Origin of the sequence: Leptospira interrogans, from assembly GCF_900156205.1 — a bacterium.
Lineage (GTDB): Bacteria > Spirochaetota > Leptospiria > Leptospirales > Leptospiraceae > Leptospira > Leptospira interrogans.
In genome coordinates this window covers 59,672-77,672 of the sequence record NZ_FTNA01000009.1, presented here as the reverse complement: position 1 = coordinate 77,672, position 18,001 = coordinate 59,672, and the positions used below count along the sequence as shown (strand labels likewise).

Below are 18,001 nucleotides of genomic sequence, written 5' to 3'. Positions count from 1 at the left end.
TCTAATTTACTAAAATTATAGAATTCAGATAAAAAATGAACTACTCAAAAGGAATATAAAATTGTCGCCAAACTCTAAATAATGAAATGTCTAAAGTTCTTCGTCTAAAGGAGAATATAGGATAAAAATTAAGATACATTAGAATAGTTGAAAAATTAATTCTCCATCTGTTTCTATTTCACGGAAACGGTCGATTAAAGCAATTTTGTTAATTGAACTATGGAATTTTTCAACAACTCTATTATTTATATAATGCAGGGTATGATTACGAGCGCATGAAAATAATACTAGGCTACGAATTTATTTCAAAAGTCAAAATGTAGGATCGGACCAACAATTCGGGTTAAATGCAATTTTTGAGAACTTCTATATTTTTGGTAAAATCGATCGTTAATTTTTATGTGTCCGAGCAGTAATTTTGTAGGAACCAATACAAATTCTTAAAAATTTAACTGAAAAATTCGATCTGACTGATGTATTTTAAGTTTTTATTGTATTTTTTTATAAATAATTTTTTTACTCAAGACTTCTAATTTCAATTTTTTGCTTGATTGATTTTTCTAATAAAGTATGTTCCAACGCGTTTCCAATTGAAAATTAAATTAGGTAAAAAATATGAAAAAAATGAATTTGAAAATTTTATTAACGTTAGTGTTTCTAATAACGAACGTTACATATGCGTCTGGAGGAGGAACCTCTAGTAAACCTCTTTCTGGAAGTTATCCGATCGTACTAGCCCACGGATTGTTTGGTTGGGGAAACGGCTCTACCGTTGTTGATTATTGGGGTGGAAATGCCGCCTATCTTAGAAATCAAGGTGCGTATGTTCTAACTCCTTCCGTCACTGCGTTAAATTCAAGTTCCAGCAGAGCCTCCCAATTAAAAACGTCTATTCTAGCGGCTATGGCTGCAAACAATTATACCGGCAAGGTGCATATCATAGGGCATTCACAGGGTGGATTGGATGCGCGTTATATGGTTTCCAACCTTTCTATGAGTACTAAGGTTGCCACCTTAACGACGTTAAATACTCCTCATCAAGGAAGTCCTATCGCAAATATCGTAGCAGCGGTTATTCCTAATTGGGCTTTACCTTACGTTTCAACGGTTTTAAATACTATAATCGGTTTTGTTTATGGAGATTCCAGCCAGAACGCTATCTCAGCTTTAAAACTTCTTACCACAGACGGACTAAAAACGTTCAACTCTGTAACGCCTAACGTGTATGGTGTAAAATATTTTTCGTATGGATCAACGATCAGCGTTCCAGATCTAATTCAACATCCAGCGATGGGAATCTTACATCCGATCTGCGCAATCGGAGCTCCTTTTTACGGGATGAGTATCGCAAATGACGGTGTAGTTCCAGATTCTTCTCAAAGGTGGGGAACTTGGAAAGGAGGACCTTCAATACCAATTTTGACCACGGGAATAGATCATTTAGAAGCAACCAACGCTCTCTATCTAGGACAACTCTAGTACGATACAAATGCTTATTTCTTAAAGATGGCGAATAACGCAAAATCTAATCAATAAAATAGATTGAATCAAGATCTCCCTAAAATTATACCCGATTTTGGGGAGTTTTTTGCGATCAGTTCAATATCATCTAATGTTAATTAGGCGTGAAAGTTTGAACAGAGCCTGTAAATATTTTGTAAACGTTAAGTTTGAATAAAATAAAACGGTCCTCCACTCTGGTCAATAAATTGCATGCAAAAAACGTTATGCGATTTATTATCTTTAGTTACAGTTTATGATAAAACACAATTCGTCGAACGACCTGCAGAAGCAACCCATAGGGAGCATCACCAACCCCACAAGTTAATAGGATTTTAGAATCAAAATGAACTAAAGCAGAACGGGCTTTCTATGGATCGCCGTTCTGGGCTCAAAAAGGCACATTTTTCAAGTGTTCCGACAAGAATGAGTCTTTTTACTTGCAAAAAGTATGTTTTTCTGATAGAGAAAAATTGTCCGAACCTTACCGCCTCCACCCAAAAATAGGGAAAACTCAGCACAACGCTCTCTATGAATCGCGTTGGAAAACTCAACACAACGCTCTCTACGGATCGCGTTGTGGGATTGGTGATGATCGGAAGCAATGCATTGAGTTCAAGAAGCGAGACACTGAATTTGAAAGATCGTTTTGCTGAGTTTGCGCATCCATCCCTTACACATCTGATAAAATAGAACTATTGTTAACGTGTTCGCTTTCGCACATTCTAAAATAAATCTGTAAAAACCTGATTTGTGAGAGTTCCCACATTTAAAGAATCGATCTATAAAGTTCAGATTCTAACTTTTTTCAGAATTATGAATTCCTTACACCGAACTCACGTAAACTCAGATTTTTTAAAAAAGCAATCTACCAATAAAAAGGCATAATCCGTGGGAACTCATAAGTCCACAGATTACAAAAAAACTTTCAAAGCTAGGAACTCATACAAAAACTAAATTATAAAAAACAAATGTTAAAAAACACAATGTGACTTAATCTATGGGAACTCACATAAACTAGGGTTTTCCAAAAACACTTTTAAAACCTCAACATTCTTCGCAACAAAAGTGCCGATAACAAAATTTCCTTCAAAATCTTTAAAATACCGGTATCAAAAAAGTATAAAAATTTAATAATATTAAAATTTACTAATTTTTAAAATCGTCTTCCAGCCAATAATAAAACACAGGCAATATCACCAAAGTAAGAATTGTAGAAGACACAATTCCTCCGATCACTACGGTCGCCAACGGTTTTTGTACCTCCGATCCGAGACCAGACCCAAACGCCATTGGCATAAATCCAAAAGAAGCGACAAGTGCTGTCATAATTACAGGACGAATCCGGCTCGTAGCTCCTTTTAAAACTGCATCCCTTAAAGATATTTTTTCTTTCTCTCGTATCCTGTGAATCGTATCCAATTTAACAAGTCCGTTTAACACAGATATTCCGGATAACGCGATACATCCCACAAACGCAGAAACACTCAGATCCATTCCTCTCAAAAAAAGGAGCCAAATTCCTCCGGTCAAAGCAAACGGAACACAGAAAAAAACAAGCAGAGCTCTACGAACCGACTTCAGTCCCAGATATAAAACCACGAAAATCATTAAAAATGTAGAAGGAAGAATGACAGATAATTTGTCTTTTGCTTTGGAAAGATTTTCGATTTGCCCACCCCAAAACACAGAATATCCCTGAGGAATATTCATATTAGAAATCTTATCCTTTGCCTCGGAATAAAATCCTTCCAGATCTCTTCCTCGAAGATTTACAGAAACAGCCACAAATCTTCTAGACTTATTCCTGGATATTGTCATGATTTTTTCTTTTTTTTCTATGGAAGCGAGAAGTTTAATCGGAATCATACCTCCGTCTTCTGTCCCAATTCCTATATTCGATATTTCAGATTCGTGATTTCTAAATTCTTCTGAAAGCCATATTTTAATCGGAAATCGAACTTCTTCCTCATAATATCCTCCCAACTCAAATCCGCTCATGGAACTCTCAACAGCACTGTTAAATAAAGGAAGAGATATATTATAATATTTTAATTTAAATGGATCTGGGATTATATCGACCACGGTAGATTTTCTAAGCGCCATAATCGGATCTAGTTCCACTTCTGCGGCTCCGGGAATGTTATGTAAGGTATCTTTTAAGGAATTTTGTAGATCCAAAAGAGTATTCAAATCTTTTCCCAATATTCTTACACTAATATCAGCTCTACTTCCTTCTAAAAGTTCGTTAAACCTAGCCTCCAAAGGTTGACTGAGAGTTAATTCGGATTTTGGAAAACTTTCTTGTACTTTTTTATGAATTCGGTTTAACAGATTTTCCCAATTTTTTTCCCCTAACAAATCGTTCAAAGATTCCTTTTTAAGTATGATAAAAGTATCCGCATTAAAAGTTCCCATCGGATCGTTTGCTACAGAACTGGTTCCGATTCTAGAAAACACGCTCTGAATCTCCGGCATTTGCATCAGTAGTTTTTCCACTTCTTTTTGTTCTTTTAAACTTTCTTCTATACTAATATCTCCTTCCCTTACGATCACCAACATCAAGTCCCCTTCCATCAACTTAGGGAGAAAAACCGTTCCCATTCTAAAATAAATAAACAAAGTAAGTAAGAAAAATAAAATAGAACCGATTATAATCAATTTAGGTTTTTTTAATAAAACGGGAAGATACGTTTCATACAATATTACGATTCTACTTTTTTTAACCTCCTGGTTTACGATACGTTTAGGCGGAGTGATAAAAAAGAACAACAAAGGAGGAAGAAAAAAAACAGCTAAAATCAAACTAAATCCTAGTGCAAAAAGAACTGTCTGAGCCATAGGACGAAACATCTTACCAGGTATTCCGTCTAACGTAAAAATCGGAACATATACGAGCATGATGACTACGATTCCAAAAGACACCGGTTTTAAAACTTCTAACGAAGCGTTCAAAATCGTACGGATTTTTTCTTCCCGACTGAAAATCGCATCTCTTTCAAATCGAGTTAACACGTTCTCCGTAATTACAATCGAAGCATCCACAAGAAGTCCGAAATCGATCGCTCCCAAACTCATCAGATTTGCGGAAATCCCAAAAACTTTCATAAAGATCGCGGTCAAAAGCATAGAACCCGGAATGATCGCCGCGACAATGATCGAAGCTTTTATGTTATAAAGGATAAAAAACAAAGTCAGTATAACTAAAACCGCACCTTCGGAAAGATTTTTGGTCACGGTTAAAATTGTAGAATGAATCAAAAACGATCTTTCGAGTAGTATTCTAACCTGCACGTCCTCTGGGAGTTTTAAAAGTGACACGGCGCGATTTAGATCCGAGTTCACTTGAAAACTGTTTTCTCCTCGCAACATCATCGCGGTTCCTAAAACGATTTCCTTACCTTCCGAACTCGCCCCACCTAATCGTTGTTTACCGTGTTCTTTTACTTCTGCAATATCGGAAACCCGAATAGGAGAACCAGTAAGAGTACGACGAACCGTAACTTCCGATAAAGAGTTTAAACTTTTTTTGATTCCATAAGCTCGGACAATGGCAAGTTTTCCGTCATTCTCTATAAAACCACCTCCAAAACTTTCCCCGATCGTGGACAACTCTCCGATCAACTGATCGATAGTTATTCCCCAAAATTTCATTTTGTTAGGATTTAAATCGATATGAATTTCTTTTTCATATCCTCCGTTGGAATCCACTTCTACAATTCCAGGCACGAGCGCTTTTATCTGAGGACGAACCGTATAATCTTGAACAGTTCTCAAATAAAGCAAACGTTCTTTTTCGGGAAGAGAAGCGAGTTTACTTCCTTGTTTTGCCTCTACGGTATAAAAAAAAATTTCTCCAAGACCTGTGGTATTTGGAACAATTGTAGGTGAGATTCCTTTTGGAAGTTTTTCCTGTGCACTTGAAATTCTTTCCAAAACCATACTTCGGGCTTGATATATGTCCGTTCCTTCTTTGAAAATTAAAGATATATTAGAAAGTCCGAATTTAGATACGGAACGAACATCTATTAGATTGGGCATTCCCATCAGTTCTGTTTCCAGCGGAAACGTAACTACCTTTTCTACCTGCTCTGGATCTAAAGATCCAGTTTTCGCGATCACGATCACTTGAGTGTTTGTAATGTCAGGAACAGCGTCTATCGGCACATCTTTCAAAGTGAAAAAAGAATAGATGAATAAAAAAAATACGGTTCCCGTCGATAGAATCGGATTACTTAAGCTGATATTCAAAAGTCTGGACAGCATGTTGCAAAGTTCCTATAATTTCTTTTTCGTTTGTGATATACAACAAATTGAGCAGAGCTTCCAAATGCGCAATCTGAGCGTCCAAGATCGCATGATGTGTTTCATGAAGTTGGTTTTCCAATTCCAGATAACTGATCATCAATATTCTTCCTTTTTTGAATTCCACATCCGCATAAATCAGATCCTTTTCAATTTCGTCTAACTTAGAAAGATTAAAAAGTTTGAGATTGATTTTGGATTGTTCGTAATCTAAAAAAGCTTGTTTAAATGCGGTCTTGACAAGATTTTCTTGATGACGAAAAATTTCTTGTTTGGACTTTACATTGACCTCCGCAGCAGAAATTTTATTTTGAAACCGATCCCATACTGGAATTCTAAACTTAAAACCGAAATCATAAAATCTGTTGGCGACTCCTGATCTGTCTTCTCCCACTTGGCTGATGATAGAATAATCCGGATATTTTTCCAAACTGGCAAGGTTTAATTCTGTTTTCGCTTTTTCGATTTCACCTTTAGCAGCCATCAAAGTCAGATTTTGAGAAACTGCTTTGTTTAGTAGTTCATTAAAATTGAATTTTACTCCTTCCGTAAAAAATGGAATTCGAAACGAAGGAACGGATTCAAGCATAAGATACAAATTCATTGCTTCATATTGTTTATTTGCATCCAATTCTAGATCGTTGAAATGTTTTCTAAGAGCCAAAATTTTTCTTTGAATGATAAACAAATCAGTTTTTGATTGAGGAGTGATAAACGGTCTAGCACGGATGTAACTTTCTAAGATAGATAATCTTTTAAGACGTTCTTTGACGTGATTTTTTTTTCCGGCAGAAACCAGATAACGATAAGCAAACTTAAGTGCGTTAAATCGAATTGAGTTATTCGCTTCTTGAAGTTGAATCTCCTTAATTTTAGAATCATTATCCACTAAAAGTTGATGTAGTTCTTTTCTACCCGGAAAATACACGGGTTGTTCAAACTGAAGGGCATATTCTGAACCACTTTCATTCGCGGCACTCCTACGACCATAGTCTAAAGTCAAAGAAGGATTCTGTGTTTTTCCCTGCTGTTTACGTTGATAAAAAAGAGATTCCAAGTCCGCATTTAAAGAAAGTAATAAAGGAGAATTTTTTTCGGCCTTATCAAGAATAGTTCGAACGTCCAATTGAGAAGAGTTTTCTGATCGAACAGGGCAAACTAAAATTGCCAAAAAAAATATCGTATTGAACAAAATAGGTAAGTTTAAAAAATCATCTGCAACGTTTTTCATTAAAATCAAAAATAGTTTCAAAAAATAGAATATACTTTTGTAATTTTCAGGAAGATGGTCCCGTTTAATTCGCATAGTCTACCTCAATATTTAAATCGAAAATTTCTGTATCAGAGCAAAACTCTTTCAAATTTTAAGATCGAAAGAACGTTCTATCGATTTCAAAACAGAAAGGATTAAAATATGTGGGACTATAAATTAAATCAAAAGACGAACTGAGTCTAACGTTTGAATTTCGTTTAAGCCAGCTTTGAAAAAATCAGAAATGAATCGGATATCCATCTTGAAAGTAAAAAACGAAAAGTATACGTTTGAGGAATGAATTTGAGGTGGTATAAAAAATTTTAGTAGTTTAAAAAAGTTTGTACCGATTTCCGAAAAAGTAATCGAGCCGGAATCCCAATCGCAACCTGGAGCTTCATCCGAATTCGATTCTTGATGACAAGAAGATTGAAGAGTTTCGATCGTTTCTTTTATTTTAGAATCGAATCCGCAAATTGGCCCACAGCCCAAAGTCAACATAAGAACGGCTAACAATGTACATCCGATCCATGTTTTGAATATAGCTTGGCCCATATCTTATCAACTTAATGTTCATCTGAACTTGTCAACGTAAAATAGGCACGCCTATTGCGCAAAACACATAGAAGAATCGTCGCGACTTTCCGAAAGAAATTGAACTTTAGGTTTTCAAGTCCGATCAATTGTGATCAAACCCTGACGACAATTCAAAATACAAGTTGCAGTATCGCGCTCTGACTCGACTACGCGTTCGCTTTGGGGACCTGCGATCTCGAAACAACTTCTCCATGGGTCGCATTTCAGATCTCTGGCGTGTATAAAAATCTCCCGCCAAAAACAAGGAATAATCTATTCCCACAGATTCAGTTCCCTAAGACAGTTTATGGTTTTCGAAAACTTTTTTGTTATTAAAATTCTATAGTAATTTTTCAAGAGAATCAGAACTTGATATACAAATATAAATCATTTAGAAATCAAAAATACAAATCGTAAGAATTGATTAGAGTTGTTGAAGAATTAATTCTCCATCTTGTTTCTATTTCATGAAATGGTCAATTGAAGCAGTTTTGTTAATCGCCGCTATCGCTATGAAATTTTTCAACAACTCTATTGTATTCTATCTTGATAACCTATATTTTTAAAATGAAAACTCAATGAGTTTCAAACTGATAACGAAAAATATCATAGTCCCTAAAATCTTTATCAATGTCTATATTCAAATCTAAAATTTTACCTTGTTTTAAATCGTATACCCAGCCGTGAAGTTGAAGATCATTACCTCGACTCCAAGCGTTTTGAACAATGGTGGTCATACAAAGATTATAGACCTGTTCTCTAACGTTTAGTTCTACAAGCCTTTCGTGTTTTTCATTTTCATCTAAGATACCGGAAAGTTCCTTTCGATTCATACGATACACTTGTTTGATATGTCGTAACCAAGCGTCGATCAAACCGTGATATTTTCCATCTATCGCAGTTTTTACTCCGCCACAATCGTAGTGACCACAAACAACGATGTGTTTAACTTTCAAAACTTCAACGGAATATTGAAGAACCGACATTAGATTCATGTCTGTATCGATCACTAGATTTGCAATGTTTCTATGAACGAAAAGTTCTCCTGCACTCGTTCCTGTCATCTCATTGACCGAAAGTCTACTATCGGAACAAGAAATAAGAAGATACTGAGGGGTTTGCCCTAATGCAAGATTTTTAAAATAATCCGGATCTTTAGAAAGTTTTTCCTCCACCCAAATCCGGTTATTCTCAAAAAGTTTTTGATAATCTTGTTGAAGGACCAAGTCCAAAGGTTTGTTCTGGATCTTCTCGTAACTGGAAGTAACATCTATAATTTCCAATTTGATATTGCGCGATCTGGCTACGATCTTAAAGTCTTCTATAATTTCCAAAACGTCCGGATCAATGTATTTGGATCTAGAACCATCTATAATCAAATGTGCGTTATCCGGAACCTTATCTAGTTTATATAACATACTAGATTTATTCAAAAAGGAAACGTCTTCAGAAAGATCAATCTTCACTTCTACTCCGTAAGCCATTTCTTTTTTGTTAAATTGGTAAGGATTGAGAATGTTTCTTCTCATAATAAAAAATACGGAAAATAAACAACCAATACCGATTCCCACCAGAATATCTGTAAAAACAATTCCGACTAACGTAGATATAAAAGGAAGAAACTGATCCATTCCTTTTTTATATTGTGTCTGTAAAATTTTATAATCCGTAAGTTTGTAACCTACGACCAAAAGTACCGCGGCCAAAGAAGCCAAAGGAATTTTTGCGATCCAAACAGGAATCAAAATTACAGAAACCAAAATCAATAAACCGTGTAAAAAAGAGGAAAACCGAGTTCTTGCTCCTGCGTGTAAATTCGCGGAACTACGAATGATTACGGAAGTGATCGGTAATCCACCTAAAATCGCCGAACATAAATTTCCGGTTCCTTGAGCGACTAACTCTCTATTTTTAGATACGATTCTTCTTTGTGGATCTATCTTTTCAATCGCATCTAGATTCAACAAGGTCTCCAGACTCATCACAAGACATAACTTAATTGCAATAAAATAGATCGTCTGATTTTTCCATTGGGAAAAATTCGGAGAATAATCATCCAAGAACAGATCCAGAGCCCCGTTCAGCTGAATTGGTTGAATCAAATGTTCCCCGCTCACTACAATACCTAATTCAAAAATCCGAAACATTTCATTTAACAAAACACCTGTTACGATCGCTACCAAGGAACCATGAATTATAAATTTCTCATGTAGTTTGAACTTTTCCCAGATTAAAATTAAAACCAGGGCAACCGTAAACAAAATGATCGCGCCTGGTGTAAAACGGTAAAAAGCGGTTAAAATTTCCGAAAAAGTATTTTCCCGATCTTTCTGAAAAAACCCCATGTCTCCTTCATAATCAATATCGTAACCTATCGCGTGGGGAATCTGTTTTAAAATTAAAACAACTCCAATCGCAGCTAACATACCCTTAACCACTGCAGAAGGAAAAAAATTACTCAGAATTCCAGCTTTCAAAAAACCTAATATAATTTGAAAAATTCCGGCCAAACAAAGAGCTAAAAGAAAATCATTAAAATTTCCTAATGTTTTAATGGAATCAAAAACGATCACGGTCAATCCAGCCGCAGGTCCACTTACGGATAAGGGAGATTTACTGATCAGAGAAATTACAATTCCACCAACGATACCACTGATTAAACCAGAAACGATAGGGGCTCCCGAAGCGAACCCAATTCCTATACAAAGAGGGAGAGAGATTAAAAAGACTACTAAACCAGCAGAAAAATCGTGTCTTAAATTGTCCCAAGAAACACGAGGAAAAGAATATAAGATGTTCATAATATGCTCCTTCGGCTTTAAAGCCAAAAATTTCGAAATTGTTAAATCGAAAAAAAGAGCTTTTCCGGAGGTGGGTTTTCTATTTTCGAAACATATTGAACAAGAATTAACTCGGTTAAATCTCCGTAGTGTGCAATTTCCAAATCATAACCGATCGCAAACTGCTCTTTTTGAGATACAAAATCTTCTGATTTAAATTCTATCGTTTTTTCTTTTTCGGTTTCAGAAGATTGGTTTGTGACGAGAGAAGAATTTTGATCATAAAATTGAGAGTATATAATCGCAGAATAACAAATCAGGATCATTCCTAAAACAGAAAAAAATTTATAAAAAATTCCAAAACCTAAAAATCGATCCAAAAAAATACGTAAGTTCGACATAAGAAAACTTGGGCGAATCCGGCTTGCCATAGGCAGCCGGACCGGGCTCTCAGCTCTGGTCAATAAATTGCATAAAAGAAACATAATACGATATTTCGACTTAAGTTTCAATTTATTGACCTCGCATCTATCCCTTTCGCGTTAAAAAAAGAAAAACTTCCCTGTTTTGAAAAACAAAACCGGAAGAAATTTAAATCATTTAAGCAACTTAAAAGTTTCATACACTTTTCAAATAGAATGCTTTGAAGTTTTCTAAAACTTTACGTTTTTTGAACCTTAAAATAACATTTCTTTTAAATGCAATCGATTTCTCATTAAAAATTTGTCTTATTTTTACGAAAACGTAGAAAGAAATTCAAGTTCGTTTTTAATAAGAATCGATACGATTTTCCACTCAAGAACTATAGAACAGAGTACCAATATGTTGCACTCAAATAGTTCTTTATGGCGAAAATTTCCAATACTCAATTATTAGGCACAAACTACTGATCTTATAAAATTGAGTACAGTTAATTTTATCACAAAACGCTGATTCCATACAAAATATTAGGTACTTTATTATATAGTTATGAATAAGACTTCTTTAATCTTCCATTTTATGCAATCGCATCAAAATATATCAATTCCATCTTTGCTCTATTTTCAATTACCCAAATTTTAGGGTCAGAATTCTCATTATATTCAATAAATTATTTTATAGTTATTTCAAGCATTTTTTAACATTATAATAAACTTTATCTTTTTATAATTCGAATTTCTAATTTTTCGTTTACTGAATCCTTTCTAAAGAGGATAATCATCCAAACAATTCTCCTTAAAAGACATATTACTGATGGAATATATAGAAAAAACAGAAAGAGAAACGGATACGATCACTTCCGCCGAACAAAAAGATCATGTAATCACAAAGTATCTTTTAGATAAGGAACTTGTTTTCAAAATCGATCCATTTGATAGAAAAGCAGTCATTAAAAAAGTTTTAGAAGAAGGTGAGAAAATAATCATACAAGTCTCCAAAGAAGAAGATTTACCAAAAGAAAACTCTTTCATTCTTTATACGATTCTCGCTAAATACATACAATTAGAATGTATTCTTCTTCAAAAATTGGAAAATTCACTTTTTATAATCAAAGTAGAAAAACTTGCCATCGCGAGAAAAAACAGAGAAACTCAAAGATTTCAAGTTGAATCGGATACAATGTATGTAACTAATGTAGTCTCTTCCAAAACAGTAATCGAAGCAAATATGTTCAATATTCCTACTTTAGTTAAAGTAAACTTCGAAGACTTTAAAAATCGGCTCAAACAAAAAACAAACGATACCGTAAACATAGATACGTTCGGGCCTGGTTTGAATCATAAATTCGAAATCGTCAAAAAAACGCTTAAATACCTTCTTTTAGAAAACACTCAAGATCCAAACTCTTATAAAAATAACTCTCCGGGAAGAATCCACTACGAAAAGGAAATAGACGACGATCTAGATTCCTGTATTCAAGAATACAAAGATCAACAAATTATTTCCGAATTGATTGTTCCAATCGTTTATATAAATCACTCGGAAGAACAGATTCCAATTGGTTATTTTTCTATACAGAGCAAGGAACAATCTTTTACCGAAAAGGACATACAAGAATTTCAAACTTTAGCAAATGATATGATAGAAAGAATTAAAGAATCGAACACGATCAAAACTTCTGAACATTTTTCAATCCTTGAAATTTCGAAAGGCGGGATCAGGGTTAAGATCGAAAATCCACATTTAATCGAAACACTACCCAAACAAAACGATTTTGTATTCGACATCTTTTTTAAAATGCAGGCTCCGTTTACGGTTCACGGTATAATTCGTTGGTTAACACTGGACGAAAACGGCCATCTCATTTTAGGAATAGAACTCGCAGGGAAATCCGATTTGCCGGGAGAAAGAGCCCGTTTTGAATCGAACATAGAACTTCTGGCTTCCAATTAATTTATATAACTTGGATAACCTCCGTAAAAAAGCTGAGATGGAAACTATTACAATTTTAGACATAGATCTGTAAAATTCAGATTTATAAGAGTTACTACATTTCGTTTTTTGCATAAAGATTAATTTTCATAAAATAAACTTCTTATATCAAACACACGTTAATATTATTTCAAGAAAATGAATCATATAACGTGAACTGGATATAGAAAATCAGAATATACTTTTTTAAATGAAAGTTCTTACAGGTTCGTTTACAAAAATGAATTAAAAAAATTTAATATTTATTTTGGTAAGGATCCAAATATTGATGATCCTTTCTCCAAGGACGTAGTCCATGAAACTCGACCCCAGCGGCTTGTTTTGCGTTTAGGACAATTTCTTTTCCGCGATGCCGTATAACACATTTTGCACTTCCTATATCACTTTGTTCTACGTATCTAGGACTTCCATCCGGATCTCTGTAAATATAACCCGCAATTTGATCCTTGTCCATTTCACTTTCCACTAATATTTCATAATCGTCTAAACGAGTTTGAAAACGTAGTTTCGGATATTCTACCTTTGTAGTACTTCTCAAAGAACGAAAGATAGAATGTTGATGAATAGGAACTCCCCCTTTTAGAAGTGTAACAAAGGTCAAACTAGGAGTAAACTGTTGAGGTCGAACCGTTACAATTTCCATAGACCAATTGTCTGGATCATCGTCAAACTTAGGAACAAAAGTCCAAAACAATTCAGATACTCGATTGGTTCCCCAAATATGGTTAAAATGTCCATTCGCATTTTGGAATGTAAATTTACGATTCGCAAGTTGAATCCAACCTGCAACTTCCGTAAAAGGTGAAGAAACGATACTTCTTGTTTTTGGAATCGGAGTTTTTTCTAACCAACGTGGTAAGTGTGTGGCAGGTTCCAATTGATGTCTAAATTCCAAATCCCAAGCCAAATTTTCCGATTGTGAGGTTTGGACTTTTCCGTTCATATGATCCGGTCCCACCGAAGCTTCAGGAAATTCGATCGAATTTTCTCCAATTGAAACGTCTTCGTAAGGAAAAGACTGTGCAACGGTTCGATGATTTTTTGGATTTTTACGATCGAACAAAGAAACCCAAACCGCCCCCGTAGAATACAAATCACGGTTGTTTCTAGGATTGAGAGTAGAATATCTTATCCAAAAAGCCTGGTCATTTTCAGGAATCAATATGGCAGCAAACCAAATTTCAAATCTAGGTTTTACATAACTCGCCGCGAATTTAGAAATAAAACTTTCTCTTAAGTTCATCTTTTATTAATATTTGGGCGAGCTTTTTAAATTAAAAATTCCTAAACCCTACCCTTTCTCCTTTCCTTCAGGTATTCAATCACAGCTGGCATCACAGAAATAAGAATAATCGCAAATATTACAATTTTAAAATTTCTTTTTACGAAATCCAGGTTTCCGAAATAATACCCTCCGAGAATAAAAATTGTGATCCATAGAATTCCACCCATCACATTATATGCAATAAATTTAACATAAGTCATGGTTCCAATTCCGGCCACAAAAGGAGCAAAAGTGCGTATAATCGGTATAAATCTGGCGATAATGATCGTCTTTCCACCATAAACCTCATAAAACCGGTGCGCTTTTTGGAGATGTTCTTTTTTGATCAAGGGTATTTTTTCTTTTTCTAATATTTTTTCTCCTATAAAATTTCCCACCGAATAGTTCACAGTATCCCCTAATATAGCTGCAATAATAAGAAGAACTAATGTACTTCCGAGATCCAGAGAACCTCTAGCGATAAAAGCCCCGACGGCAAAAAGCAAAGAATCTCCTGGAAGAAAAGGAGTTACGATCAAGCCAGTTTCGGCAAAAATGATCAAGAATAGTATAACGTATGTTCCATTTTGATACGTCTGTATGATCGTATCCAAATGCGTTTCCAGGTTTAAAAAGAAATCGAGTAAAAACTTAAAAATTTCCAAATTGCCTCCCTACTTGCGAGTCGTATTGTAGATTGTATTTAGAGCCTATCCCAAAAACTGGAAGGAAAATCTTCTGTAAGTTTGTAACAAAATGTGGCAGTTCCCACAGATTACGTCACTTAAAGCAATTTACAAGTTTTGATTGTAACTTTCGTTTCTAAACTCTTATGTGAGTTCCCACATCTTTTAGAATTTAGGCAGGTTCTTAGGATAAAATTTATTGAGGATCGAGTAAGTCAAACGTGTAAAACACTAAAATAACAGATGTTCACTTCCCGAATGATAACGAAAAATTTTAGTTGGATAATTTAGTCGAATTGAATGCGAAGAAATCCCTTTTCGATCCGGTTTAATTCTCGCGTCAAATTCAATTTCATCACCCGGTTTGAGATTCATAGATCTGAATTTTCTAGATAAATAAAACAATTGAGATTGAATCACCGATTTTCCAGAAATCAATAAACGAATATCATACAATAGAATTTTAGATTGTTCCTGGTTTTTATGGTGTAGAACGGATTCTACCGTAGCACGAAATCGAGTTCTTTTATAAGGAAGTATTCGAATTGAGTCTTGAACCATCATTCTATTATACCATTTTTTCAAAATTTAAATTTCTAAAAACTTGATAGTGTTGTTTTATAAGCCGCGCTTTTTATCTTTTTGCTTTTGCAAGAACGTGTCCACCATTCTAGAGAAAAATCGCTACTCTTCAAAATGAAGCTCTTACACCAAACCGAATAGAACGTGGAGAAGCGGGTCTGGTATGTATATCATTGTATCCGCCTTCGTCCGGGCCTTCTGGCTCTGATTTTAATCTTGACGCATAATAATAATCTATATCACTTACTTTTGCATTTTGAATATTCATTATTTCGAATACAATACTCCATACATCGTTGAACTTTTTTCCTATTTGAAAATTGAATAAAGTCGTAGGAGGAGATCTGACGCTATTGTCTTCTATCAAAGCCCTGGGACCAAAATATCTACCTCGGATCGAACCAAAAAAACCGTTTGTTTCTTTGAGAGTAATTCCACCGGAATAAACGTGTTCAATGGAACCTGGAATAAAATTTCCTGTGCTTTCGTCCCCTCTAAATCTAGATCTGGAAATCGACACTTCCGAATCCAAAATTAAACCCTTTATCGGTTCAAAATAATTGGACCATTCTACTCCCCTTCGAGTACTGGATCTACTGGCTACGGTCGAAGCCGAATCTCCTTCAAATATGAGTTCGGAATCTAAATCTAACTGCCATAGACTCAACACAGTTTTCCAATTTTCAAAAACCATACTTCTAACTCCAAATTCTCCTCCATACGATCTTACTATCGGAGTGAAAGTATTTTCTTTATTGGTAAGTCCTCTTGCATCGTTTGTGTGAAATCCTCTACCTGCGTTTAAATAAATTTCTGTATTTAACCAAGGACCAAAAACAATTCCTCCTTTTGGATTAGCGGTTGAAAAACGTTTTCGATCGTTTAACTCCGAATTACGATCATCTACATGAAATTGAAATTGATCTCCACGAAGCCCAATAATAGTTCTTATTTTAGAACTCCAGTGTATTTTACTTTCATAATATACTGATATATTCGTTTCGATAATTTGATTAGATCGAACTATATCCAACTCAGCCCTTTTTTCGGTATGGTAGAGCGCATTCCTGATAAAATCTCTTCGCATCTGAAATCCGAATAAATTTTCAAATTTAATTTCATCCCATACGGATCGTATTTTATAACTAGATTTAAGACCGGACACTGTTCTTCTATCTGTTTGCTCAATTTGATCCCCACGTATCGGATCATCAAGATAGTAGGTTGTATTTGAAAATAAGGAAAGATCGTTATATAAACCGTAAATTAAAATTTTTGCATGTGTATTTTTGTCGGTATGCTGCGCCTCACCCGAAATCGAAGCTCGATTTGTAAAACCCCCGTCGGTAGGATCAACTGTATCAAACCTTCTAAGTTCATGGCCTATCGCTCTTTTAGGAATTTGGTGAGTTGTATGCCAATTTCCTCTATAACCCATTGCTAATATACGATAACCATTCTGTTCATCTCCTCCGCTGTAACTAACAACCCCGTTGACTTTTTTATAATTTTCTTTAACGGTCCAAGGGCCGTCATAATGCGAAGTTTCCAAAGCATACAACAGACTACCGCGACCAATCTTGTAGGATTTTGCAACGAGCGCCCTTGCATATCCTAAGGTCCCACCTTCTAAAGAAACGATTCCTTTTTGAAGAGAACGAAAGTAGGATACGTTCATAGAACCGGCTGAAGAAAAATTCCCCTCCTCTGCAGAATAAACTCCTTTTTTAAATTTAATCTCTTCAATCAGTTCGGGAATGAGAAAGCTGAGGTCTGTGTATCCTTGTCCATGTCCGTGAGAAGGATTGTTGATCGGAATCCCGTTCACATGAGAAGCGAAATCGGTTCCATGATCTAAGTTAAAACCGCGCAAAAAATATTGATTTCCCTTTCCCGATCCGCTGTGTTGAGTAGCAATCATTCCGGGAACAAATTCTGCAATTTCCCCCGTTCTAGAAATTGGCCTGGATCGAATTTGTTCAGATCGAACCGTATCTTCGCTAGCCGAGTTTAAATTTGTAAAATCCGCTTTTCCGGTAACAACAATTTCTTTCTTTTTTGTTTCTTCTTTTTCTGTGTTTGGTTCCTGAGCCATTATAACATTAGAAATAAATAATATACTAATTATCTTTAAAATCCATTTTGGAGTTATTTTTAAAACTCCAAAGAAATCTACAAACCTTGGAAATATTTTTAATAAAATGCAGTAGTTCCCGCAAGTTATGTCTCTTAGGGCAGAATCTCCGAATTTAAACGATTTTTCTGTGGCTAAATTTCGGTATGAGTTCCCACACCACAAGTTTCTAAAATAAGTTCTTAAATTTCTAAATAAACTTTTATTTACAAAGACGACCAAACTCCCCAAGATACGCATCTTTTGAAAAAGAAAAACTTTTTGAAACGATTTTGTTTTCAAGAACCCGTTCCAAAACCGACTTGATTTTATTATATTTAAGTTTGTTTTTTTACACTTTTGAAATTCTGAGATAAGTTCTAATAACGTTTCAAACGATCTCACCCAAAATAAAACCAAATATATTTTTTTAGACAAGAAATCAAAAACCAGAAATCGAAAGCAAAAATCTTTTAAAAATAATATTAATATTTTATAAATTAATTTCATTCTTAAAATCAAATATAAATG

At 34.9% G+C, this 18,001-nt stretch carries 11 protein-coding genes; 2 read left to right on the top strand and 9 right to left on the bottom strand.

Features of this window, described 5'->3' with window-relative positions:
- Window positions 1-615 precede the first annotated feature (615 nt).
- Complete coding sequence (locus BW942_RS09575) at window positions 616-1,479, top strand: lipase family alpha/beta hydrolase (protein ID WP_050558218.1); 864 nt, start codon at window positions 616-618, stop codon at window positions 1,477-1,479.
- A 1,170-nt stretch (window positions 1,480-2,649) separates the two neighbouring features.
- Here the strand turns inward: BW942_RS09575 and BW942_RS09570 are convergent.
- The 5 genes from BW942_RS09570 to BW942_RS09550 all read right to left on the bottom strand — a co-directional run bounded on the left by BW942_RS09570 (window position 2,650) and on the right by BW942_RS09550 (window position 10,844).
- Window positions 2,650-5,766 (bottom strand): efflux RND transporter permease subunit, encoded by a 3,117-nt coding sequence (locus BW942_RS09570; protein WP_000952676.1) that lies wholly within the window; start codon window positions 5,764-5,766, stop codon window positions 2,650-2,652.
- Window positions 5,732-7,111 (bottom strand): TolC family protein, encoded by a 1,380-nt coding sequence (locus BW942_RS09565; RefSeq protein WP_001220692.1) that lies wholly within the window; start codon window positions 7,109-7,111, stop codon window positions 5,732-5,734. Before BW942_RS09565 ends, BW942_RS09570 begins: the two co-directional genes overlap by 35 nt.
- Window positions 7,112-7,234: 123 nt before the next feature.
- A complete protein-coding gene (locus tag BW942_RS09560; RefSeq protein ID WP_001983303.1) occupies window positions 7,235-7,558 on the bottom strand; it encodes a hypothetical protein in 324 nt (107 codons plus the stop codon).
- A 650-nt stretch (window positions 7,559-8,208) separates the two neighbouring features.
- Window positions 8,209-10,434: a carbonic anhydrase gene (locus BW942_RS09555; RefSeq protein ID WP_001024278.1), complete on the bottom strand. Its 2,226-nt coding sequence runs from the start codon at window positions 10,432-10,434 to the stop codon at window positions 8,209-8,211.
- A 41-nt stretch (window positions 10,435-10,475) separates the two neighbouring features.
- Complete coding sequence (locus BW942_RS09550; protein WP_000168340.1) at window positions 10,476-10,844, bottom strand: hypothetical protein; 369 nt, start codon at window positions 10,842-10,844, stop codon at window positions 10,476-10,478.
- Between the two features lie 802 nt (window positions 10,845-11,646).
- Between BW942_RS09550 and BW942_RS09545 the strand changes: the two genes are divergently transcribed.
- Entirely contained in the window at window positions 11,647-12,786 is a 1,140-nt protein-coding gene (locus tag BW942_RS09545; RefSeq protein WP_000455718.1) for a DUF1577 domain-containing protein, read from the top strand.
- 274 nt (window positions 12,787-13,060) lie between these two features.
- Here the strand turns inward: BW942_RS09545 and BW942_RS09540 are convergent, their stop codons facing one another.
- From BW942_RS09540 to BW942_RS09525, 4 genes are all read right to left on the bottom strand, one after another.
- Window positions 13,061-14,068, bottom strand: coding sequence for a hypothetical protein (locus tag BW942_RS09540; protein ID WP_001053431.1), 1,008 nt, complete (start codon window positions 14,066-14,068; stop codon window positions 13,061-13,063).
- 41 nt (window positions 14,069-14,109) lie between these two features.
- Window positions 14,110-14,754 (bottom strand): DedA family protein, encoded by a 645-nt coding sequence (locus tag BW942_RS09535; protein ID WP_000402219.1) that lies wholly within the window; start codon window positions 14,752-14,754, stop codon window positions 14,110-14,112.
- Between the two features lie 252 nt (window positions 14,755-15,006).
- On the bottom strand, window positions 15,007-15,339 hold the full coding sequence (locus BW942_RS09530; protein WP_000989649.1) for a hypothetical protein: 333 nt from the start codon (window positions 15,337-15,339) through the stop codon (window positions 15,007-15,009).
- A 127-nt stretch (window positions 15,340-15,466) separates the two neighbouring features.
- The gene (locus tag BW942_RS09525) at window positions 15,467-17,980 is read right to left on the bottom strand and encodes a TonB-dependent receptor (protein WP_000767854.1); all 2,514 of its coding nucleotides are present in this window, start codon (window positions 17,978-17,980) and stop codon (window positions 15,467-15,469) included.
- Window positions 17,981-18,001: the final 21 nt, after the last annotated feature.

Excerpts from the sequence above, each read along its gene's own strand:
- BW942_RS09525 (WP_000767854.1), bottom strand. The coding sequence starts at position 17,980 with ATGAAATTAATTTATAAAATATTAATATTATTTTTAAAAGATTTTTGC.
- BW942_RS09560 (WP_001983303.1), bottom strand. The coding sequence starts at position 7,558 with ATGTTGACTTTGGGCTGTGGGCCAATTTGCGGATTCGATTCTAAAATA.
- BW942_RS09540 (WP_001053431.1), bottom strand. The coding sequence starts at position 14,068 with ATGAACTTAAGAGAAAGTTTTATTTCTAAATTCGCGGCGAGTTATGTA.
- BW942_RS09565 (WP_001220692.1), bottom strand. The coding sequence starts at position 7,111 with ATGCGAATTAAACGGGACCATCTTCCTGAAAATTACAAAAGTATATTC.
- BW942_RS09550 (WP_000168340.1), bottom strand. The coding sequence starts at position 10,844 with ATGGCAAGCCGGATTCGCCCAAGTTTTCTTATGTCGAACTTACGTATT.
- BW942_RS09555 (WP_001024278.1), bottom strand. The coding sequence starts at position 10,434 with ATGAACATCTTATATTCTTTTCCTCGTGTTTCTTGGGACAATTTAAGA.
- BW942_RS09530 (WP_000989649.1), bottom strand. The coding sequence starts at position 15,339 with ATGATGGTTCAAGACTCAATTCGAATACTTCCTTATAAAAGAACTCGA.
- BW942_RS09570 (WP_000952676.1), bottom strand. The coding sequence starts at position 5,766 with ATGCTGTCCAGACTTTTGAATATCAGCTTAAGTAATCCGATTCTATCG.
- BW942_RS09575 (WP_050558218.1), top strand. The coding sequence starts at position 616 with ATGAAAAAAATGAATTTGAAAATTTTATTAACGTTAGTGTTTCTAATA.
- BW942_RS09545 (WP_000455718.1), top strand. The coding sequence starts at position 11,647 with ATGGAATATATAGAAAAAACAGAAAGAGAAACGGATACGATCACTTCC.